The organism is Devosia sp. MC532 (assembly GCF_016461625.1).
GTDB lineage: Bacteria > Pseudomonadota > Alphaproteobacteria > Rhizobiales > Devosiaceae > Devosia.
The window spans coordinates 60,133-80,372 of record NZ_JAEMNZ010000002.1 but is presented as its reverse complement, the minus strand read 5'-3'; the positions used below and the strand labels follow the sequence as shown (position 1 = coordinate 80,372).

At 58.2% G+C, this 20,240-nt stretch carries 20 protein-coding genes; 10 read left to right on the top strand and 10 right to left on the bottom strand.

Annotated features, from left to right (window positions below; all coding sequences use genetic code 11):
* Nucleotides 1-11: 11 nt before the first annotated feature.
* Together JHC09_RS03405 and JHC09_RS03400 are read left to right on the top strand one after the other, a co-directional pair.
* The gene (locus JHC09_RS03405; protein WP_199530828.1) at nt 12-509 is read left to right on the top strand and encodes a DMT family transporter; all 498 of its coding nucleotides are present in this window, start codon (nt 12-14) and stop codon (nt 507-509) included.
* Complete coding sequence (locus tag JHC09_RS03400; RefSeq protein WP_199530827.1) at nt 506-943, top strand: DMT family transporter; 438 nt, start codon at nt 506-508, stop codon at nt 941-943. The genes JHC09_RS03405 and JHC09_RS03400 overlap by 4 nt, the downstream gene beginning before the upstream one ends.
* A 36-nt stretch (nt 944-979) precedes the next feature.
* Here JHC09_RS03400 and JHC09_RS03395 read toward each other — a convergent pair whose 3' ends face one another.
* On the bottom strand, nt 980-2,419 hold the full coding sequence (locus JHC09_RS03395) for an aldehyde dehydrogenase family protein (protein WP_199530826.1): 1,440 nt from the start codon (nt 2,417-2,419) through the stop codon (nt 980-982).
* A gap of 22 nt (nt 2,420-2,441) precedes the next feature.
* Complete coding sequence (locus JHC09_RS03390; protein WP_199530825.1) at nt 2,442-3,587, bottom strand: fumarylacetoacetate hydrolase family protein; 1,146 nt, start codon at nt 3,585-3,587, stop codon at nt 2,442-2,444.
* 313 nt (nt 3,588-3,900) lie between these two features.
* On the opposite strand from JHC09_RS03390, the gene JHC09_RS03385 reads away from it, so the two are divergent.
* Nucleotides 3,901-4,611, top strand: coding sequence for an SIMPL domain-containing protein (locus JHC09_RS03385; RefSeq protein ID WP_169196435.1), 711 nt, complete (start codon nt 3,901-3,903; stop codon nt 4,609-4,611).
* Between the two features lie 237 nt (nt 4,612-4,848).
* Here JHC09_RS03385 and JHC09_RS03380 read toward each other — a convergent pair whose 3' ends face one another.
* Together JHC09_RS03380 and JHC09_RS03375 are read right to left on the bottom strand one after the other, a co-directional pair.
* A complete protein-coding gene (locus tag JHC09_RS03380; protein WP_199530824.1) occupies nt 4,849-5,679 on the bottom strand; it encodes a sulfite exporter TauE/SafE family protein in 831 nt (276 codons plus the stop codon).
* A gap of 3 nt (nt 5,680-5,682) precedes the next feature.
* The gene (locus JHC09_RS03375) at nt 5,683-6,102 is read right to left on the bottom strand and encodes a secondary thiamine-phosphate synthase enzyme YjbQ (RefSeq protein ID WP_199530823.1); all 420 of its coding nucleotides are present in this window, start codon (nt 6,100-6,102) and stop codon (nt 5,683-5,685) included.
* 255 nt (nt 6,103-6,357) lie between these two features.
* Between JHC09_RS03375 and JHC09_RS03370 the strand changes: the two genes are divergently transcribed.
* From JHC09_RS03370 to JHC09_RS03340, 7 genes are all read left to right on the top strand, one after another.
* The gene (locus tag JHC09_RS03370) at nt 6,358-8,946 is read left to right on the top strand and encodes an OmpA family protein (RefSeq protein ID WP_199530822.1); all 2,589 of its coding nucleotides are present in this window, start codon (nt 6,358-6,360) and stop codon (nt 8,944-8,946) included.
* A gap of 113 nt (nt 8,947-9,059) precedes the next feature.
* Complete coding sequence (locus JHC09_RS03365) at nt 9,060-9,575, top strand: TIGR00645 family protein (RefSeq protein ID WP_199530821.1); 516 nt, start codon at nt 9,060-9,062, stop codon at nt 9,573-9,575.
* A gap of 132 nt (nt 9,576-9,707) precedes the next feature.
* On the top strand, nt 9,708-10,052 hold the full coding sequence (locus tag JHC09_RS03360) for a hypothetical protein (protein WP_199530820.1): 345 nt from the start codon (nt 9,708-9,710) through the stop codon (nt 10,050-10,052).
* 133 nt (nt 10,053-10,185) lie between these two features.
* Nucleotides 10,186-10,866: a tellurite resistance TerB family protein gene (locus JHC09_RS03355; RefSeq protein WP_169196441.1), complete on the top strand. Its 681-nt coding sequence runs from the start codon at nt 10,186-10,188 to the stop codon at nt 10,864-10,866.
* A gap of 136 nt (nt 10,867-11,002) precedes the next feature.
* Nucleotides 11,003-12,040 (top strand): LLM class flavin-dependent oxidoreductase, encoded by a 1,038-nt coding sequence (locus tag JHC09_RS03350; RefSeq protein ID WP_199530819.1) that lies wholly within the window; start codon nt 11,003-11,005, stop codon nt 12,038-12,040.
* A 67-nt stretch (nt 12,041-12,107) separates the two neighbouring features.
* Complete coding sequence (locus tag JHC09_RS03345) at nt 12,108-12,461, top strand: hypothetical protein (protein ID WP_199530818.1); 354 nt, start codon at nt 12,108-12,110, stop codon at nt 12,459-12,461.
* Nucleotides 12,462-12,471: 10 nt separating this feature from the next.
* On the top strand, nt 12,472-14,160 hold the full coding sequence (locus JHC09_RS03340) for a methyl-accepting chemotaxis protein (protein ID WP_199530817.1): 1,689 nt from the start codon (nt 12,472-12,474) through the stop codon (nt 14,158-14,160).
* Between the two features lie 71 nt (nt 14,161-14,231).
* Here the strand turns inward: JHC09_RS03340 and JHC09_RS03335 are convergent, their stop codons facing one another.
* The 6 genes from JHC09_RS03335 to JHC09_RS03310 form a co-directional block, all read right to left on the bottom strand.
* Nucleotides 14,232-14,453, bottom strand: coding sequence for a hypothetical protein (locus tag JHC09_RS03335; protein ID WP_169196445.1), 222 nt, complete (start codon nt 14,451-14,453; stop codon nt 14,232-14,234).
* A 72-nt stretch (nt 14,454-14,525) separates the two neighbouring features.
* Nucleotides 14,526-14,816 (bottom strand): HlyU family transcriptional regulator, encoded by a 291-nt coding sequence (locus JHC09_RS03330; protein WP_169196446.1) that lies wholly within the window; start codon nt 14,814-14,816, stop codon nt 14,526-14,528.
* Between the two features lie 16 nt (nt 14,817-14,832).
* Nucleotides 14,833-15,099 carry a DUF2442 domain-containing protein gene (locus JHC09_RS03325; protein ID WP_199530816.1) on the bottom strand — a complete coding sequence of 89 codons (267 nt, stop codon included), beginning with the start codon at nt 15,097-15,099 and terminating at the stop codon, nt 14,833-14,835.
* Nucleotides 15,100-15,130: 31 nt separating this feature from the next.
* Nucleotides 15,131-17,185: an RNA polymerase sigma factor RpoD gene (rpoD, locus tag JHC09_RS03320; protein ID WP_169196448.1), complete on the bottom strand. Its 2,055-nt coding sequence runs from the start codon at nt 17,183-17,185 to the stop codon at nt 15,131-15,133.
* A gap of 192 nt (nt 17,186-17,377) precedes the next feature.
* Nucleotides 17,378-19,324 carry a DNA primase gene (gene dnaG / locus JHC09_RS03315; RefSeq protein WP_199530815.1) on the bottom strand — a complete coding sequence of 649 codons (1,947 nt, stop codon included), beginning with the start codon at nt 19,322-19,324 and terminating at the stop codon, nt 17,378-17,380.
* Nucleotides 19,325-19,515: 191 nt separating this feature from the next.
* The gene (locus JHC09_RS03310; RefSeq protein ID WP_169196450.1) at nt 19,516-20,076 is read right to left on the bottom strand and encodes a DUF308 domain-containing protein; all 561 of its coding nucleotides are present in this window, start codon (nt 20,074-20,076) and stop codon (nt 19,516-19,518) included.
* Between the last annotated feature and the right edge of the window lie 164 nt (nt 20,077-20,240).

The window sequence follows — 20,240 nt, the reverse complement described above, 5'->3', positions numbered from 1 at the left end:
GTCGGAATTTCATGACGTCCTTTTCAACGCAGCGGGTAAACCCGCTCTACCTGCTCGCTGCGTTCGCCAGTGGGTGCTTACTCACCCTCGCAGTTTTCTTTAATGGTGAGGCCGGTCGCTATGGCGGCGGCATCTTTTCATCGTGGCAGGCTCATGGCGTGGGCACGGTCGTTGCAATGCTGCTGCTCGCCATCATATGGCGCAAAGAACGCGCCAAGGCCGCCGCTGCCAAGGCCATTCATGGCAAGGCCCCCCTCTGGGCCTATCTCGGGGGCGTGTTTGGTGGTTTGACCGTTATTCTAACGTCCTACTCAGTCAATTCGCCCATCGCCTTGGGTGGCACTTTAGCGATTGGCCTCGTCGGTCAGTTCGCTCTTTCTCTCGCCGCTGATCACTGGGGGCTGCTGGGTTTGCCGAAACGCAAGCTCGACCTGCGCGACGGCGCCGCCGTACTACTGATTTCCGCTGGTAGCATGATCATCATTCTCTTCGGCGTCGGTGCAGCATGATCGGACCCATTATCTCTGCCTTCGTGATCGGCCTGCTGATCATCCTCAGCCGTCAGGTCAATGGGCGCGTCTCCGTCTCCACCACCCCGCTCATTTCCTCCTTTTGGAACCACATCGTCGGCTTCATCTTCATGACCGTCCTCGGTCTTGCCGTTGGTGGGCTCATTCCCGAAAACATCGGCGAAATCCCGCTATGGGTGTATTCGGGCGGTGCAATCGGCGTGATCTTTGTTGCCGCAGGCTCTTTCCTCATCACCAAGATTGGCGCGACCAATACAACCCTGCTGCTCATTGCTGGTCAGATGATTTCAAGCGTCGTTCTCGACATGCTGCGCGGCGTGCCCATGACCATGTGGGCGAGTGTCCTGGGCATTGTGCTAATCCTTGCAGGCATGGCACTCACGCAACGCCCCGCCAAAGACCAAGCAGAATAAAAAACGGGGCCCGAAGGCCCCGTTCGCATTTCCTATTTAGCCAGCGGCTGTGTAAGCCGTCTTCACCACGGTGAAGAATTCTGCTGCATAACGGCCCTGCTCGCGGGGGCCGTAGCTCGATCCCTTGCGACCACCAAACGGCACGTGGAAGTCCACCCCGGCCGTCGGCACATTGACCATCACCATGCCCGCTTCGACATTGCGCTTGAAGTGCGTCGAGTATTTGAGCGAGGTGGTGACAATGCCTGCCGACAGACCGAACTCGGTGTCGTTACAGATCGCCAGACCTTCGTCATAATCCTTGACCTTGATCACCGCTGCAACCGGCCCGAATATCTCTTCGCGCGCAATACGCATGGAATTGGTGGCTTCAGTGAACAGTGCAGGCTGCAGGAAGTAGCCCTCTGTATCCTTCTTCACACGACCACCGCCTGCGACGAGTTTTGCGCCCTCAGCTTGACCGATAGCGATGTAATCGGTGTCCTGCTTGAGCTGGCTCGGATCAACGACTGGCCCGATTTCGGTATCCTTGTCGAGCGCCGCGCCAACACGCAGATTGCGAGTGCGTTCAGCCAAAGCTTCGACGAACTTGTCGTGAATGCCTTCCGTGACGATAACACGGCTGGATGCCGTGCACCGCTGACCGGTCGAGAAGAAGGCAGACTGCGCCACGCTCTCGACGGCGACTTTGAGGTCCGCATCATCGAGCACCAGAACCGGGTTCTTGCCGCCCATTTCCAGCTGGAACTTGCGATTGTGCTTGATCGAGGCTTCCGCCACACGACGGCCAGTGCCAACCGAACCGGTAAAGCTGAGCGCCGCGACATCAGGGCTATCCAGCAGTGTCTGCCCGACGACAGAGCCCTTGCCCATGACCAGATTAAGAACACCCTTCGGCAGGCCTGCGCGCTGCAGAATGTCGACAATTGCCCAGGTGGAAGCTGGCACCAAGTCAGCAGGCTTGATGACAACCGTGTTGCCATAAGCGAGCGCTGGAGCAATCTTCCATGCTGGGATCGCAATGGGGAAGTTCCAAGGCGTGATAATCCCCACGACGCCAATCGGCTCGCGGGTGATTTCAACGCCAACGCCCGGACGAACCGAAGCCATAACTTCGCCTGTCAGACGCAGCACTTCGCCTGAGAAAAAGTCAAAGATCTGCGCAGCGCGGGTCACTTCGCCAATTGCTTCTGGCAGTGTCTTGCCTTCTTCGCGCGCCAACAGCTCGCCCAGTTCGGCCTTGCGCGCCAAAATCTCGTCGGACGCTTTGCGCAGAATGCCATGACGCTCAAGCAGCCCTGAACGCGACCATGCTGGGAATGCGGCCTTAGCTGCCGCGATCGCCGCTGTTGTGTCGTCAACTGATGCGCGCGCATAGACGCCCACAACATCCGAAAGGTTGGATGGGTTGATGTTTTCTACGCCGTCAGAGCCGACCCACTCGCCGTCGATAAGGTTCTTAAACAGTTCAGTCATGAATGTGCCTTTCAGCAATGGGTCACAAGAGGTCCGCGCGAGCAAGATCGCGCAGCAAATGGCTCGCGCCATAGATCCAGGGTGGACAAACAGTTGAGAGATTAACCCGGTTGCGCAGTGTGCCAAGGCTTGGCGTCGAAACAGAGACAACGTCCCCAAGTTTATGGGTAAAGCCCATGCCCTGCCCGCCGCGATCCTTCACCGGGGCAAACATCGTCCCCAGATAAAGCACAAGACCGTCTGGATATTGGTGATGTTCGCCAATCGTGGCGGCAACCAGCGATTCAGGCGTGCGCGAGATTTGCGCCATGTTGGAATGGCCATCGAGTTCAAAGCCGTCTTCGCCTTCAACCCGTAAGGCGATCTCAGCGTTTTTGACGGTGTCGAGAGTGAACTCGCCATCGAACAGGCGCACGAATGGGCCGAGCGCGGCCGAAGCATTATTGTCCTTCGCCTTGCCCAAGAGCAGCGCCGAACGTCCTTCAACGTCACGCAGATTGACGTCATTGCCCAAGGTCGCGCCAATAATCGCGCCCTTGCTGGTCACCAGCAGAGCCACTTCCGGCTCAGGATTGTTCCAGCTCGAAATCGGGTGAAGCCCGACTTCCGCACCAAAGCCAACGGCGCTCATCGGCTGAGACTTAGTGAAAATCTCTGCGTCCGGTCCTATCCCGACTTCGAGATATTGGCTCCAAACACCCTTTGCGATCAGCGCGTCCTTGACCTTCATGGCGCTGTCCGATCCCGGAACAAGTTCGCTGAGGTCTGTGCCGATCAAATCAAGAATTTCGCTACGCAGCGCATCCGCACGGCTCTTGTCGCCGCGGGCTTGCTCTTCAATCACGCGCTCAAGGAGCGACACCACAAAGGTCACGCCCGAGGCTTTCACTGACTGCAAATCAATCGGCGCGAGAAGCCGGGCGACATCATCTCGCGGAGAAACCGCCTCCGAATTCGCGAGCACGGCCTCGACAGCACCAACAGTGGTTCCCGCTGCAGTGCGCACTTGTTCGGTGGCTCGCCCGCTTTCGGCAATATCGCGAACCGTAGCAAATCCCTTGGCGGTGATGTCGACGAGTTGCCCGTCCCTAACGGTCACAATGCGCGGATATGCATATCCCGGCACTATTGCACGTCCCAACAACACTCCGCCCGGAACCAAGCCCATATTCGCAACCTCTTTTGCCTCTGGCCGCGACTGCACCGCAGCCAGCGCCCTCCCATGACGCAAGGGTATAAGTCATACTTTTCTGGAAAGGAAGGGAAAGTGGGCAACATCGCTTTGTCCAAATCGGAACAAATCCAACCCGCTTGCACCAGCGTAATCATACGCAAGACTCTTGCAAGCCTGCGCTCCTAAACCCTCGCCCCAAACGCCTATTCCTTGGCGTTAAAGTGAAACGTTCAGGCACAGTTCATCTCTGCCGCAATACTGACGCATAGACAGGGGATTCTCCCCTGACCTCATCTAGGAGTATGACATGCGTGCATTAAGCCTGATCGTTCCCTTCGCTTTGCTTGCTAGTGTTGCGCCTGCTTTTGCCGGTACCATTGCGATTGAGGGCAGCGGCCAAGTCCGTGCAGCGCCCGACATGGCAACGGTGTCGTCTGGCGTGACCACACAGGGCGCGACAGCCAAGGAAGCGCTCGACGCGAACAGCACTGCCATGACAGCGCTGATTGAGGCCCTCAAAGGCTCGGGTATCGAGGCACGCGATATTCAGACCTCAGGCTTCTCGGTCAGCCCCAACTATGTCTATTCGGAAGAGCGTGACGCGAGCGGCTATAGTCTGCCGCCCAAGATCAATGGCTATCAGGTGGCCAACAGCGTTTCTGTCGTCGTTCGCGACCTCGAAAAGCTTGGCTCGATTCTCGATCAATCGGTCACCGTAGGCGCCAACACCGTCAATGGGATCGAGTTTTCGGTCACCGACCCATCGGAATTGCTTGATGAAGCGCGCAAGGCCGCTTTCGCCGATGCCCGCGCCAAGGCTGAGCTTTACGCACTAGCCTCTGGCACAACCCTTGGCGATATTGAGAAGATCAGCGAAAGCCGAGATTACGCCGTACCAGTCGCTTACGCCATGGCAGAACGCGCAGTCGCCGCCGACAAGGTCCCGGTTGAGGCCGGCGAGCTGAGCTTCTCCATCACCGTCAATGTCGAATGGGACCTTGAGAACACCAAAAAGTAATCGGTGGAACTCTGTCGCACCTGCCTTGTTTTGAACAAACGGGACCCGACATAGACACAGTTACATTCCGGCAGACATGTCTGCCGCGAGAACCCGGATCCCCTCCTTAGAGGGGGCTTGGGCGGTGGGGACGGAACCACCGTAGTCACTCCGTCCCCACCAACCCTCTTCCTTACCTCTCCCTCTGGGGGAGAGGTCGGCGCAACGCGCCGGGTGAGGGGGCCTGATTAAAGCTCCCTACCCCGCCAGCACCTTCCAAAGCATATTGAGCCCTACCAGCACCAGGAACACGGCGAACACGCGCTTGAGCGTCTTCTGGTCGAGCTTATGCGCCAACGTCGCGCCAAGCGGCGCACAAACGGCGGCCAAAACGCCCACCAGCACCAGCGCCACGATATTGATGTAGCCAATGCTCAGCGGCGGCAGGTTCGGCACGCCCCAGCCTGAAATCAAAAAGCCCGCGGTCCCGGACAGCGCAATCGCAACGCCGATCGCAGCCGACGTCCCGACGGCCTTGTGCATGCTGTCCCCAAAAGCCACCAGCGTCGGCACGGTCAGCGAGCCACCGCCAATACCCATCAGCGACGAAATATAGCCGACGACAAACGCCGAAATTCGGTGTGTCAGCGACGAGCCTTTCAAGTGCCCCATAACCTTGGTTTGCAAACCAAAGATAATGTTCGCCGCGATGAGGAAGGCCATCACCGCAAAAACAATGCGCAGCACATTGGCCGAGAACAAGCCGGCCATAATGCCACCGATGAACGTGCCAACCACGATAAATGGCGCCCACAGCTTGAACACATTCATATCGACCGCGCCGCGCTTATGGTGCGAGCGCGCACTCATGATCCCGGTTGGTATGATGATGGCCAGCGAAGTCCCAACAGCGACGTGTTGAACAATCTCACTATCGTAACCCATCAGCAGCAGCGCGTTGGACAGCGCAGGCACGATGACCGCACCCCCGCCAATCCCCAGCAGGCCAGCGGCAATCCCGGACACAATACCAGTGGCGAGCAGCCCGACAACGAACGGCCAATAGCCGATAAGTTCGCCCCAATTCATGTGTTATTCTCCGATGAGGTGGAGCACGATCTCGCGCCGATGCGGTCGGCGGCGGTGCTCAAAAAGATAAATACCCTGCCAGCTTCCGAACACAGGACGCCCCTCGCTCACCGGCACGCCGATTGAGGTCTGCGTCAGCGCGGCCTTTATGTGCGCCGGCATATCATCAGGCCCTTCAAGCGTGTGGACCAACCAATCCATAGTCTCCGGCACGAGCCGTTTGAAGAAACCATCAAGGTCCACCTGCACATCCGGATCAGCGTTTTCCTGGATGAGCAGAGAGCAACTGGTGTGCCGGACAAAAACGGTCAGCAGCCCCGTCGACATGCCAGTTTGCGCAACGAAACTGTTCACTGCACGAGAAAATTCGTAAAGCCCCGGCCCTTGCGTCTGAATGCTGTGACTGTGTATCGCTTGCTGCATCGCACATGCCTATCACGACGGGTTGGACTGGAGGAGCCTGACCACCGCGAAATCGTCCAGCGCCCCAATCCCGCCGCATTGTCGGATTGCTTGTGTTATCCAGAATGTCTTGAGGAACTGCCCCAACAGCCCGGCGTTAGGGGATTATTACAAGATCTCCACCTGCTCCTAGCGACTGACACTTCGTTCAGACTGGGTTCAGGCAAATAAATCGATCTTCCCGTCATAGTGTTACACACTCGAAGGAATTGACATATGAGTTTCAAGACCTGGCTCCTCACCGGGACCAGCATCGGCCTCTTGGCCGTCGCGCCGCTTCCCGCCAATGCACAGGGTGCAGAACTCCAATCTGCAATCCAGTCCTACCTGCAAGCGCAGGCATCGGGCGATGCCGCCGCTCTTGAAGCTGCACAGTCGACGTTGACCAATGAGTGTATCGTCGCGGGCTTCTCTAGCGTCGAAGAATGCTTGGCATCGGGTGGTAGCGCTCCTGCGGCCCCAGCCGTCGATAATGCCGCCGCCGAAGCTGAAGCGGCCGCTGCTGCAGAAGCAGAAGCCGCTGCACAGGCCGAAGCTGCCGCTGCCGCAGAAGCTGCTGCGCAGGCAGAGGCCGAGCAACGTGCTGCCGCCGAGGCCCAGGCCGCCGCTGAAGCTGAACAACGCGCTGCCGCCGAAGCCGAAGCTCAGGCTGCTGCGGAAGCGGAGGCTGCCGCCGCACAGGCCGCAGCTGACGAGCAAGCGCGCCAGGCAGCGGAAGCCGCTGCCAATGAAGCAGCAGCACAAGCTGCTGCCGAGGCCGAAGCACGTGCCGCTGCTGAACAGCAGGCCGCCGACGAAGCCGCTGCCGCTGCAGCGCGTGAACAGGAAGAAGCCGCAGCCCGCGCTGCCGCTGAAGCTGAGGCTGCCGCACAGGCTCAGGCCGAAGCTGACGCCGCCGCTGCAACTCAGGCAGAACAGGCCGCTCCTGTTAAGCAGCCAGCCGTAGAGCAACCCGCACCAGCCCCTGAGGCAACCCCTGAGGCTGCACCCGCTCCAGAGCCAACCCCTGCCCCTGAGGCACAGGTAGCCCCAGAAGCCGCACCAGCTCCAGCACCAGAAGCGGCGCCAGCACCCGAAGTCGCGCCTGCGCCTGCTCCAGAAGCGGTGCCAGTAGCACCGAGCGTTGACTATCAGGCAGAGTTGACCCGTCTCGTCACCGACTACGAAACAGCTATTTCTGATCTGCTGAACGGTGCCAATGCAGACGAAGTGAGCCAGCGTCTCGCAGCCATCCGTGCAGAAATCTCCGACCTCTGCGCCGCTCAGGGCAGTGGTGACGTCACCTCGTGCCTCGCCGCCTTTGGCCTGGCATTGCCAGAAGTGCCTGGAATCGCCGCTCAGCCTCCAGTGGAACAGCCTGTAGAACAGCCAGTCGAACAGCCTGTGGTCGCGCCAGAAGTTCCAGTTGAACAGCCTACGCCTGTCGAGGAAACCACCTCGGATGGTCAGACTGCCGAACCGATCACGGAACTGCCAGCTGGTATCGAAGCCGAGCAAATCGCTCCGCTGCTCGATAGTGCCAAGGATGAGCCAATGGTGGCAGCGCCAGCTCCAGCTCCCGTTGAGGGCCAGCCAGCTGTGGCTGCCCCAGTCGAAATTGCTCCGGCAATCGTGACACTCGAATCGCTGCCACAGACCGATGAAGCGGCGCAGTCCGAAGAAATCCGCGCCATGGTCGAAGCTCCGCTCGCGAATGCCGAGGCAGGAACGGAAGTCGCTGCGACGAACAACACGACGGTCAACCAGACCGTGGTCAACAACTATGTGACCAACATCGTCAACAACGTCTCGAACGTCGACAACAGCGTCACCAACAACACAGCCGTGAACAACACGGTGACGAACAACAACACCAACGTCACCAACAATCAGAACACCACCAATATCGGGCAGCAGAACAACGTTCAGAACAACTACGTTCAGATCATTGAGGCCCCGGTACTGCAGCAAACCTCAACTGGCGATGCCATCGCACAGGTGATCCTGCAGGTTGGTACACAGCTGATTGTGAATTCCATCGGTCAGGACACCAACCGCTTCTACAATCCGCAGCAGGACGAGATTTACTACGAAAATCTCTCCAACGGCCGCACGCGTGAAGTGATTGTCCGCCCTGATGGCACGCAGGTTATCACCGTACGCAACCGTAATGGCGACATCCTGCGTCGCACGCGCATCACTCCAGATGGTCAGGAATATATCCTCGCCTACTTCGATGATCGCTATGAGGACAACCTCAACAACTGGCGCGATCCGGGTCTGGACCTGCCTCCGCTGCAGCTCAACATTCCAGCACGCGACTACGTTCTGGATGCCCGTTACGCCGATGACCGTCAGCTGACGACCTTCTTTGCTCAGCCTCCGGTTGAACAGGTTGCCCGTCTTTATTCGATCGACGAAGTGAAGCGCTCGGCTCGTGTTCGTGACAGTGTGCGTAAGCTCGAAGTGGGTAACCTCACTTTCGACACAGGTGCTGCAACAATCGGCCGTGATCAGGTCGGCTCGCTCCAGAGCGTTGCCAACGCAATGCTGGCACTGCTGCGCACCAATCCGAACGAAACCTTCCTTATAGAAGGTCACACGGACGCGGTTGGTTCGGACATTGCCAACCTCCGCCTCTCGGATTCTCGTGCAGCCACAGTTGCCCGCGTTCTCTCGGACTTCTACGGCGTACCACCTGAAAACCTTGCCACCCAGGGTTACGGCGAACGCTATCTGAAGATCCGCACCGAAGCTGGCGAACGTGAAAATCGTCGCGTCACCATCCGCCGCATTACGCCGCTGGTGACAGTGGCAAACCGCTAAAACCACCCTCAAGGTCGGCCTTCGGGCCGACCTTACTTTTTGCCCTGCGGCGCAGAGACACTTGCGCGCCACAATCGTCTTGATAAGCCTGAGGCAATTGCCTTGGAGTTATCATGAAAAAACTCGAACTCTTTGTTGAAAGCATAATCCTGGCGTCGCGCTGGCTGCTGGTCGCTTTCTACATCGGTCTGGCCGTCGCGCTTGGCCTCTACGCCCTCTCCTTCTTCGGCAAGCTTTTTGACTTCGCCAATAAGTTCATGGAGCTGAGCGAAAACGACACCATCCTCAAGCTGCTCAGCCTCATTGATGCAGCCCTCATCGCCAGCCTAGTGGTTATGGTGATCATCTCGGGCTACGAAAACTTTGTCTCGCGTTTTGACGACGACAAGGACGTTCACTGGCTCGGCAAAATCGACGCAGGCTCGCTAAAAGTTAAGGTCGCTTCGACCATTGTCGCGATCTCTTCAATTCACTTGCTGCAGATTTTCCTCAACATCCCGAAGTACGAAAACAACGAGATCATGTGGTACACAATTCTGCATGTGACCTTCATTTTCTCGGCGCTCTTCTTGGCCTACATCGATAAAATTACAAAAAAAACGGGCAAGGACGACACCCCGGGGCTCTAACCCACAGAGCAAACTACTGTCAGTAGGGCGGAAATCGGCAAGATTTCCGCCCTCTTCACGTCTTTCGTCGTTTTGGAACCAGCGAATTAAAAACGCGTTGAATCGGGGACGTTGAAACAAAGGAAACCTAAAATGGCGACCCCAGAACGTGATCCAGTCTACACCCGCGACGAAAGCCGCACCGTTTACACTCGTGAGAGCAATGGTACCGGTTGGTTCGTCGGCATCATCGTAGCCCTAGCACTCCTCGCAATTGGCTATCTGGTTTTCTCTGCCAATACCGGGCCAGCGACCGTTGATACCACTGCGCCAGCGCCTGCTATCGAAAGCACCGCTCCAATGACTGAAGCGCCTGCGACAGACGTTGCGCCTCCAGCTGCGCCAGCAGCACCAGAACCGACCACCCCAGCTCCATCAGCTCCGGCCGCTCCAGTGACACCAGCCGCTCCGGCTACTCCGGTTGTGCCAGCCAACTAATTGATTGCACAGCCACATTAAGCGCGTTTAGCAGACCCCGGCTTGCCGGGGTCTTGCTATTTTGACTTCATAGGACCGCTCCTATTGTAATCCCCGACCGCGCGCACCATGTGCAGTTTTTCACGGAGACGACATGTTCAACATCGACCAAATTCTAAAGACGCTGCAGTCCGACCCGAACCTCAAGAGCAAGGCTCTGACCGGTGCAGCTGGCATGGCTGCTGGTATGTTGCTCTCTGGCGGTAAGCCGCACAAACTCTTGGAAACCGGCCTCAAGGCTGGCGCTATCGCAGCCGTTGGTGGCCTTGCGTATAAGGCGTGGCAGAACCATCAGGCCAACCAGGCCGGTCAGGCCGCGCCAGTGCGCGAAGATGCCTTCATCCCGCAGCCGAACACGCCAGCGCAGGAAGATTTGGGCAAAACCCTCGTCCGCGCCATGATCGCTGCGTCCAAGGCCGATGGTCGCATCGACGCCGACGAAAAAGAAGCAATCTTTGCCAAGCTCAACACCATGCAGCTGTCCGGCGAGGAAAAGGCTTGGGTGTTTGACGAGCTCTCGTCCCCGCTCGATATCAATGCTGTTGTCGCCCGCGCAGATACGCCTGAGCACGCCGCAGAAATCTATGCGGCCTCACTCGTCGCGATCACCGCTGATACCGCCGCAGAACAGGCTTATCTCGAAGCGTTGGCCGTCAAGCTCAAGCTCGACCCAGCCCTCGTCGCTGAAATCCATCGTCAGGCTGGCGAAAAGCTGCCGCAGCCGAGCCAGCAGCCTATCGCCCCGCTCGCCTACACCCCACAGTGGCAGCGCTAATATCTCCGATCCAAGAAGGCCCTCCTCCCGAGGGCCTTTTCATTTCTGGCAACAAAAACCTACCGTAGTTACATTCATGTGCGCTCTTGCGCCGTGCGCCGGCTGCCTCCACTTCTCCCGATAAGGAGATACACCCATGGAACTTGGCCTCTATTCCTTCGCGGAAAACACCCCAGACATGCTCAACAATGGGCATCTGCAATCCCCGGCGGAACGCTTGCGGGATTTGATTGAAGAGATCGAGCTTGCCGATCAGCTCGGCCTTGCGTTCTACGGCTTGGGCGAACATCACCGCTCCGACTATGTCGCCTCGTCTCCGGTCACCATTCTGGCCGCCGCCGCCGCGCGCACCAAACAGATCAAGCTCTCAACCGCCGTCACCGTCCTCTCCTCAGAAGACCCCGTGCGCGTCTGGCAACAGTTTTCAACGCTCGACCTTCTGTCCAATGGCCGCGCCGAAATCATGGCTGGCCGTGGCTCCTTCATCGAAAGCTTCCCGCTCTTCGGGCTCGATCTCAACGACTATGATGATCTCTTCGAGGAAAAGCTCGAGATGCTCCTCGCCATCCGCAAGGGCGGCAAGGTCGCTTGGCCGGGCAGCCAGCATACAACCCCCATTCCGGGTCTGGAAATCTACCCCAAGCCCGCTCAAGAGCAATTGCCACTCTGGATCGCCGTTGGCGGCACCCCCAATTCCGTCGCGCGCGCCGCCTATCACGGCCTCAACCTGATGATTGCGATCATTGGTGGTCGCCCCCGTCAGTTCCAGCCGCTAACCGAGCTCTACCGCCAGACCGCCGAAAAGGTCGGGCATGATGTGACCAAGCTCAAACTGGGTGTTTCCGGCCATGGCTTCATCGCTGAAAACAGCCAAGATGCCCGCGACATAGCGTACCCGGCCCATAGCGCGGCCATGAACAAGATCGGCGCCGAACGCGGTTGGGGCCCAAGCTCTCGCGCTCAGTTTGATGCGAGCACCACGCTGGAAGGAGCCTATTACATGGGCTCGCCTCAGGAAGTGATCGACAAGATTTTACTTCAGCACGAGTGGTTTAAACACGACCGTTTTGGTCTGCAGCTCAGCGTTGGTACGCTTCCTCATGCCAAGGTCATGAAGGCAATTGAGCTTTACGGCACGGTCGTAAAACCAGCGATTGATAGGGCATTAGCATAAGTGAGTACGTCTTAAGCGCAGGCCCGACTTAACCACCGGTTAAGCGGGCCACGCCTAGCTCACGCGCATGTGTTTTTCTTATCTCGTGCCTGAAAACCCAGCGAGCCGAACCAAGACATCGCACCTGAAAAACGCTCTGACTTGGCTCCCCGCAGTCGCTTTTGCGCTAGTCGGCGCCGGACTTCTTGCTGCTCCACAAGCGGCAGCAGACACCGGCGAGATGGCGGTGATCTTCCCCCCCTTCACCTCAGAAGCCACTGCTTGGGAACGCATCCACGAGGCTGGCGGCTTTGTTGTCGGTCCGACCCGCTTTTCCAACATTGTCGTCGTCTACGCCGACGATCCAGATTTTAAGTACCGCGCCAGCCAATCTGGCGCCCTTTGGTTCACCGCTGCCACTGGCCTATGCGCCGAGGCCTAAAGCTAGTTCAATGACACTTACCAATATTCGTTCTGTCGCGACCATTATGGTCACGGCCCTGACCCTGTTTATGGCGGCGACTGCGATCGTCGTAGAGCTGCTCATGCAGGGCAATTTCGGCACCACAGCGCTCATCGGCGCTGCCGGCGTCGCAACCGTAGTAACCGGATTCTTGACCACAAGATCGAGCGCCGGTTTCCGCTATCTGCTGGTGACCGTGCTGATGGTCTCCATCTCAGCCACCATCGCTGCAACCAAGGGCACGCCTTGGCAGACCGACTTGCACATGGCTTTCTTCGCCTCGCTCGCTTTGAGCTCTTTGCTCTACGACGCGCGCGTCATTCTGGTGGGCACCATCGTTATCGCCATCCACCACCTTCTTCTGGGCATGACCCTGCCCGATCTGGTGTTTTATGGCGGCGGCGGCTTCCCCCGCATCGTACTGCACGCTGTCATCCTTCTGGTTGAGGCCGCAGGCCTGATTTGGCTGCTCCGCAATACTTTCGCTTTCGTCTCGCTCGCTGATCAGAACGCAAATGATGCAAACGCCAATGCCGAGCGTGCCATTTCGCTCGCTCGTGACGTCGAGGAAAGCGAAGAAACACGCGTTGAAGACCGTCAGCGCACCCTGCAAGAGCTGCGCGATCAGTTCGGCACAGTCATCACGGCTACGCTCAATGGCGAATTTGGCCGCCGTGTCCCCGAGACCTTTGCAGAGCCCGACCTCAACAATCTGGCGCATGCCGTCAACGATCTCATTGCCAACCTTGAAACCGGGCTTGCGGAAACGTCATCCGTCATGGCGGCACTGTCGCAGAAGGACTTGAGCGCGCGCGTTACCGGCACCTATGCCCCCGTGTTTTCCGGCCTCAAGACCGACACAAACCTCGTTGCCGACCGCATGAGTGACGTCATCACCACGATCCGGACCGCCACAACCACCCTGGCGCATGCAACCGGTGAACTCCTCGACGGCGCAGAAGCACTCGCTCGCCGCACCAACGAGCAGTCAGAGGCCGTGCGCGAGACCGCCGTCGCCCTTGAGCAGCTGAGCCGCAATGTGGACGAGACCGCCGAGCGTGCTTCCAAAGCCCGCGCCGCCACGGAGTCCGTTGCCACCACGGCCGATCGCGGCACCACGGTCATGACCAATGCAACCGCTGCCATGGAGCGGATAGCCGCCTCCTCCCAGCAGATCGCTGGCATTATCACCATGATCGACGACATCGCCTTCCAGACCAACCTGCTGGCGCTCAACGCCTCTGTTGAAGCGGCCCGTGCAGGCGATGCCGGTCGCGGCTTTGCTGTGGTCGCCGTGGAAGTGCGCCGTCTAGCGCAATCTGCCGCTTCCTCGTCAGCGCAGATCAAAACCCTCATCGAACAGGCCACCAGCCAAGTTGGACAAGGTACGGTTCTGGTCAAGGATGCAGCGAGCGCCCTGAGCGAGATCACCCAGGCAGCCCATGTGAGCGACAGGCTCATGCATGACATTGCCGAGGCCACCTCCGAGCAGAACCACGCCTTGCGCGCGATCGACGAGGCGGTGCAGCACATCGACGTGCTCACCCAGCACAATGCGCAACTGGTTGAAACAACCCACAGTGCGGTTGCAGAAGCTCAGGGCGAAGCTGGAGCGCTCAATACGCTCGTCGGTGAGTTCCAGCTCGAAACCCGAGTTCCACTCGCCAAGAGCGCTTAAACGAGAAATGGCGCCATCGCGGGATGGCGCCATTCATAGCAGCTTACGCTCGCACTGTTCCAAGATAGACCTTACTTACCCGAACGGCTCAGCGACTTGATAGCGAGTGGTGGCATGCCGGACTTTTCAGAAATCGCACGGTCCTGAGCTTCAATCTCAGCACGTGCAGGCTCATCGCCATCGAGGCCGCCGAGCAGGCCTGCATCAACCTTACGGTTAGAGCGCTGGGAGCCGTCTTCGTACACAACGTCAAACATCACGAATTCAGTGCGGGCAGTTGGCTTACGGGCCATCAGAGTTCTCCTTGCAAAAAACAACCGCGGGCCGATCGGCCCGCGGTCGTCAAAAAGTCAGTTATTCTGGGCTTAGCGGAAGATGTGCTCGCCCTGCTCATCGATGATCTGCCGGCCTTTGCTCAGGGCTAGCATAACCAGATCTTCGCGCGAGCTCATGCGGTCGGCGCGAATAAAGCGGTAGGTTTTCACCTCGCCGCCAATTTCTTTTTCGATGGTGCCAGCGAGTTGGAGCTCGGAGCCGACCTTCATCTCAATGGCCTTGATCTTGAAGCCCTTGTAGTCTTCTTCGCCCAGCGACTTATCGCCAGCAGGCGCGGCTTCCGATTTCCCGCCACCAAATAGCTTCTTCAAGAACGACATGGGAGCTCCCCTCAATCTACCGTCGCCGCAGTGGTCTCGGATGTTCGAGTTCACCGCGTTTCTCCATCTCCTCCTGCAACCACGCAGGCGAGATATCAAAATAGTTGGGCCAGATCGGCTTGCCGTTAACCAGCTCGACCTTAGCGAAGAAATTCCGATCCCGCAGAGGCTCTGTCCCCTCCCCCCGCTCGGAGAGCATGGGGGCCGCGTTGAACGTACCATAAGTGGCGTCCGAGAACGTCACCACCAGCTTGAACGGCACAATGGCCTTCAAGCTGGTCACCTTCAGCCGAACCGGCTTTAGCGGAATGATCTCAGTTATCGAGGAAGCTCCGCAGCTTGCGCGAACGGCTCGGATGCTTGAGCTTACGCAGTGCCTTGGCCTCAATCTGACGAATACGTTCACGCGTAACCGAGAACTGCTGACCGACTTCTTCGAGCGTGTGGTCGGTGTTCATACCGATACCGAAACGCATACGCAGAACGCGTTCTTCACGCGGAGTGAGCGAGGCCAGAACGCGCGTGGTGGTTTCACGCAGGTTCGACTGGATCGCCGCATCAATCGGCTGGATCGCATTCGAGTCCTGGATGAAATCGCCCAGGTTTGAGTCTTCTTCGTCACCGATTGGCGTTTCGAGCGAGATTGGTTCCTTCGCGATCTTGAGGACCTTGCGGACCTTGTCGAGCGGCATCTGGAGCTTTTCGCTGAGCTCTTCCGGTGTCGGTTCGCGACCGATTTCGTGCAGCATCTGACGGCTGGTACGAACGATCTTGTTGATCGTTTCGATCATGTGAACCGGAATACGGATCGTACGGGCCTGATCCGCGATCGAACGCGTGATCGCCTGACGGATCCACCAAGTCGCATAGGTCGAGAACTTATAGCCGCGACGGTATTCGAACTTATCAACGGCCTTCATCAGACCGATGTTGCCTTCCTGAATGAGATCGAGGAACTGCAGACCGCGGTTGGTGTACTTCTTGGCAATCGAGATCACGAGGCGAAGGTTGGCTTCCACCATTTCCTTCTTGGCGATAGCCGCTTCGCGCTCACCCTTCTGAACCTTGTGCACGATACGGCGGTATTCAGCGATATCGAGACCAGTTTCAGTGGCCAGCGTAGCAATTTCCGTACGGATGTCGCCAATGGTACCAGCTTCACGGCGAGCGAACTCACCCCAGCCCTTACCGTCAAAGTTTTCGAGTTCCCATTCCCAGCTCGGATCGACTTCACGACCGTAGTACTTGTCGAGGAACTTCTCGCGCTTAACGCCATAGCTTTCAGCCAGACGCAGCAGGCGACCTTCCAAACGCACGAGACGCTTGTTGATGTCGTAAAGCTGTTCAACCAGGCTTTCGATACGGCTCGCGTTCAGCGACAGCGACTTAACGTCGGCAATCACTTCGCCGCGCAGCACGCCCAGCTTGGTGTTTTCGTCAGCGGAAACAGCAATGTTGCGGTCTTCGGCGTGCCGATCCTGCATCTCACGCATCGCGCCATAGGCTTCGGCGATACGGTTGAAGGTTTCCACGACCTGCGGCTTGAGTTCCGCTTCCATCGCCGAGAGCGACAGTGCGTTATCAAACTCATCGTCGTCGTCTTCGACTGGGTCCTGCGGAGCTTCTGGCTCTTCTGGCACGTAATCGTCGTCTTCGCCCGAACCGGCCGAGCGACGTGGCGCAGGCTTAGCAGCAGGCTTAGGAGCCTCAACCACAGGCTTAGCAACAATCTGCACTTCCGGTGCAGCCTGCTTGGCGTCTGGGCCAGCATAGGTGGCTTCCAGATCGATAATGTCGCGCAGCAGAATTTCGCCCTGAGCGAGCTGATCGCGCCAAATAATAATCGCCTGGAAAGTCAGCGGGCTTTCGCAAAGCCCTTCGATCATGGTTTCGCGGCCAGCTTCAATGCGCTTGGCGATGGCGATTTCGCCCTCGCGGCTCAGAAGCTCAACCGAACCCATTTCACGCAGATACATACGCACCGGATCATCGGTGCGGTCAGAACCGGCCTTGGCGTTGGACGTGTTGGCAACAGCGGTGCCAGCAGATGTGGCGACTTCCGTGCCGGTGTCGTCTTCGTCCTTCTCCACCTCGGTTTCTTCAACTTCGTCTTCGTCGACGACGTTGATGCCCATTTCCGAGAACATGGACATAAAATCTTCGATCTGCTCCGAGCTGACTTCTTCCGAAGGCAGGACGGCATTCAGCTCTTCATACGTGACGTAGCCACGCTTCTTGGCGACCTTGATCAGCTTTTTAACAGCTGCATCGTTTTGATCGATAAGCGGGCTGTCGTTGGATGTTTCCGGAGCCGCGCCTTCGGGCTTCTCGGTATCCTTAGTATTTTTGTTCGCTGCCTTGGTGGCCATCTGCTACTCCTCGGGACCGTTGGGCACGGAGGTCCCGGCTTTGTCTTAGGTGGTGACAACTCAAGACAAGGTAAAGGTTTGGTCACCAGACCGTTAACGGGGTGCCATACACTGGTTCGCTATGGAGCATAGCAACGACTGATTCGCCACAACGCAAAATCGCGCAATTCGCCCGTAATTAGAAGCTAGCCTCTAAAAACTGCGACTTGCGCGTCCAGATAGCGAACCAAAACCTTCAATCAATGCTTCAGTGCCATCGACAGTGGTAATTTGGTTCTTGATGTCCCGCAGCCGTTCAAAGGTTTCTTCGCTCGGGTCTTCGCCCAGCGCCGCTTCTGCTGCTTTGAGCTCTCTATTTAGCTCAACTTTCTTTTTATGCAAGGCCAAGGCGTGACTCAAACCGATTTCGGCGTCTGTTGCCGCCACCTCGGTATCAACTTGCCAGACGCCCTGAACTTTCAAAATCTCATTCATTCGGTAGAGCGCTGGACCATGCCCGCGCACACCCAAAGCTGCCCGTAAATCTTCTGCAGAAATATCATGATGGCGCACGACCAGCGCCAAAATGTCGCTCAAAACTTTCTGTGCAATAGTCGTTTCACAGTCGAACGCACCTAGCGCATCGAACTTATCCTCGACCAGCGAGGGGTGATTAACCAGCGTCAAAATAATTGTGGCTTCGCGCGGGGTAGCATCCACGGTCGCCGCGCCGCTGCGGACGAGGCGCGAATTGCGCAAAGTATCAGACACAACCAGCTTGGGCGTCCCCCGTGAAGGAAAACCATAGCCCCCGCTCTGCCCATAGGCCGGCTTACCGCCGCCATTCCAATTCCCCTGCCGCCCTTGCTGCCGGATCGGCGCAAAGAAAGCCTTGAGCTTTTCATCAAACGCCTGCGCGTAGTGGAAGCTCACATTGGAATCCTGAATGGATTTGGCCCGATCACGAAGGCGTGCCTGCAATGCGGCGCGTTCTTCTGGCGCTTCGGGCACAATCCCGCCCGTCTCAATGCTCCAGATCGTGTCCGACAGGCTGCGCGCCTTCTCGATCACATCGGCAAATGCGCCACGCCCCTGCGCCTTGATCAAATCGTCGGGGTCCTGCCCCTCAGGCAAGGTCGCAATCTTGACCGTCTTCCCCGGTTGCAAATGCGGCAACACGATATCGGCCGCGCGATGCGCCGCCTTCTGCCCGGCCTTATCGCCGTCAAAGCACAACACCGGCGCGTCGCTCATCCGCCAGAGCAATTGCACATGCTCTTCGGTCAGCGCTGTGCCGAGCGGCGCCACCGCGCCTTCAAAGCCAGCCGACACCGCCGCGATAACGTCGAGATACCCCTCAACCACCACGACCGTCGCGCCTTCATAGGCCGCGCGCTTTGCCGTCTGACCGTTGTAGAGCGTTTGCCGCTTGGAAAAGAGCTGCGTTTCCGGCGAATTGAGATATTTCGCTGGCACATCCGCGCTCATCGCCCGACCACCAAAGGCGATCACCCGCCCTTTGAGATCGGTGATCGGGAACATCACGCGGTTGCGGAACCGATCATAGGTCAGCGGATCGCCATCACGACTTGTCACGAGGCCGGTATCGATCATCGCCTGCGCCGAAACCCCGTTCGCCGCCAGATGTTCTTTCAAGCCATTGCGACTGTCGGGAGCAAAACCGATACGAAACCGGCTCTGGCTCGCGGCCGACACGCCGCGCTCAAACAGATAGCCCCGCGCTCTCGCGCCAATATTATGCGCCAGCGCCGCCTCGAAATACCGCGTCGCCAGCTCCATCACATCGATCAACGAACGCTGTGCGGCCTCGCGACGCTCCGTGCGCTCGTCGCGCGCCGGCATCGCAACACCAGCCATGCTCGCTAGTTTTTCGACGGCCTCTGGGAAACTCATCCCTGTCTTTTCAGTGAGGAACCGGAAGTGGTCCCCACTCACGCCACAGCCAAAGCAGTGATAGATCCCGCGACGATCGTCCGCGTGAAAACTTGGGCTCTTTTCGCCGTGGAACGGACAACAGGCCCACATGTCGCCCTTGCCGGGCTGCGATTTCCGCTTATCCCAAAGCACGTGTTCGCCCACCACCTGCGTTATCGGCAGGCGCTGACGAATTTCATCCAAGAAATGATCGGAAAAGCGCATATAGAGTACTTAGGGTCTAACCCTCCGAAAGTCACGGCTCAGGATTTTGATTATACATGCGACCAAACCGCAAAACGCCAAAGCCCATGCTTGCCGCTTTAATCATTGGCCCCGTGCTGTGTGTTGTGCTGACGCTGTGGTTCGTCTGGACGCTCATCCCGGCCTAGCGGGACAAGCGCCCAATGCGTCGCTTAAGCCTTGCTCGCCTTGTAGAGCCGCCAGGCCCAGCCAAATAGGCCAATAGCGAAGGCGATCAACAAGACGCCGCCCAACATCACGCTCACCACTGCCGTCAGCATCGGGAACAGCAGGAACACGAGCCCCAGCAACACATAGGAAATCCCGGCCAACACCACGGGCCAAATTCGTGCGTAGCTATCGCGCTCGCGCACTACGACCACAATCTGCATCACCCCGACCACAATGGCGACCAAGCCCACCATTGTGGACATGAATGTCACGGTCAAAACCGTCGCCAGCAGCGGGCTGATCAAAATGACAATACCCAGCACCAGCGACGCTGCATTGGCCACAACGTCAAACCAATAATTGCCGCTCTTGCCGCCCCCGAAGGTCAGGCTCCACAGGCCAAGGGCACCATCGATCAACAACAGCGCGCCACCAAAGAGCACCAAAACGGTCAGTGCCTCGGCAGGCACCAGCAGGGCATAAACGCCCCCAACAAACATCAAAAGACCCCGCAGCGCTGTAATCAAAGCGAAGCGGCGTTTGGTTTCGGACGACACAGGCATCGGCATTCCCCTCTTTGACGGCTATCCTGCCGTCACCTAACTGCGACACCCACGTTACGCCCATTGTGCAGTGGCGCAAGAGCGCAAGCATCAGATGCCACGGGCTAACCAGCGGCGATTTAGCCGTTGCCCTTTGCCCCCGCACATGGGATGCAGCACCCGCC

What these genes read in the sequence shown, in the direction of transcription:
- JHC09_RS03365 (WP_199530821.1), top strand. Translation starts at nt 9,060, where the DNA reads ATGAAAAAACTCGAACTCTTTGTTGAAAGCATAATCCTGGCGTCGCGC.
- JHC09_RS03345 (WP_199530818.1), top strand. Translation starts at nt 12,108, where the DNA reads ATGTGTTTTTCTTATCTCGTGCCTGAAAACCCAGCGAGCCGAACCAAG.
- JHC09_RS03385 (WP_169196435.1), top strand. Translation starts at nt 3,901, where the DNA reads ATGCGTGCATTAAGCCTGATCGTTCCCTTCGCTTTGCTTGCTAGTGTT.
- JHC09_RS03380 (WP_199530824.1), bottom strand. Translation starts at nt 5,679, where the DNA reads ATGAATTGGGGCGAACTTATCGGCTATTGGCCGTTCGTTGTCGGGCTG.
- JHC09_RS03330 (WP_169196446.1), bottom strand. Translation starts at nt 14,816, where the DNA reads ATGTCGTTCTTGAAGAAGCTATTTGGTGGCGGGAAATCGGAAGCCGCG.
- JHC09_RS03400 (WP_199530827.1), top strand. Translation starts at nt 506, where the DNA reads ATGATCGGACCCATTATCTCTGCCTTCGTGATCGGCCTGCTGATCATC.
- JHC09_RS03350 (WP_199530819.1), top strand. Translation starts at nt 11,003, where the DNA reads ATGGAACTTGGCCTCTATTCCTTCGCGGAAAACACCCCAGACATGCTC.
- JHC09_RS03395 (WP_199530826.1), bottom strand. Translation starts at nt 2,419, where the DNA reads ATGACTGAACTGTTTAAGAACCTTATCGACGGCGAGTGGGTCGGCTCT.
- JHC09_RS03355 (WP_169196441.1), top strand. Translation starts at nt 10,186, where the DNA reads ATGTTCAACATCGACCAAATTCTAAAGACGCTGCAGTCCGACCCGAAC.
- JHC09_RS03405 (WP_199530828.1), top strand. Translation starts at nt 12, where the DNA reads ATGACGTCCTTTTCAACGCAGCGGGTAAACCCGCTCTACCTGCTCGCT.
- JHC09_RS03370 (WP_199530822.1), top strand. Translation starts at nt 6,358, where the DNA reads ATGAGTTTCAAGACCTGGCTCCTCACCGGGACCAGCATCGGCCTCTTG.
- JHC09_RS03335 (WP_169196445.1), bottom strand. Translation starts at nt 14,453, where the DNA reads ATGGCCCGTAAGCCAACTGCCCGCACTGAATTCGTGATGTTTGACGTT.
- JHC09_RS03340 (WP_199530817.1), top strand. Translation starts at nt 12,472, where the DNA reads ATGACACTTACCAATATTCGTTCTGTCGCGACCATTATGGTCACGGCC.
- JHC09_RS03375 (WP_199530823.1), bottom strand. Translation starts at nt 6,102, where the DNA reads ATGCAGCAAGCGATACACAGTCACAGCATTCAGACGCAAGGGCCGGGG.
- JHC09_RS03360 (WP_199530820.1), top strand. Translation starts at nt 9,708, where the DNA reads ATGGCGACCCCAGAACGTGATCCAGTCTACACCCGCGACGAAAGCCGC.
- rpoD (WP_169196448.1), bottom strand. Translation starts at nt 17,185, where the DNA reads ATGGCCACCAAGGCAGCGAACAAAAATACTAAGGATACCGAGAAGCCC.
- JHC09_RS03390 (WP_199530825.1), bottom strand. Translation starts at nt 3,587, where the DNA reads ATGGGCTTGGTTCCGGGCGGAGTGTTGTTGGGACGTGCAATAGTGCCG.
- JHC09_RS03310 (WP_169196450.1), bottom strand. Translation starts at nt 20,076, where the DNA reads ATGCCTGTGTCGTCCGAAACCAAACGCCGCTTCGCTTTGATTACAGCG.
- dnaG (WP_199530815.1), bottom strand. Translation starts at nt 19,324, where the DNA reads ATGCGCTTTTCCGATCATTTCTTGGATGAAATTCGTCAGCGCCTGCCG.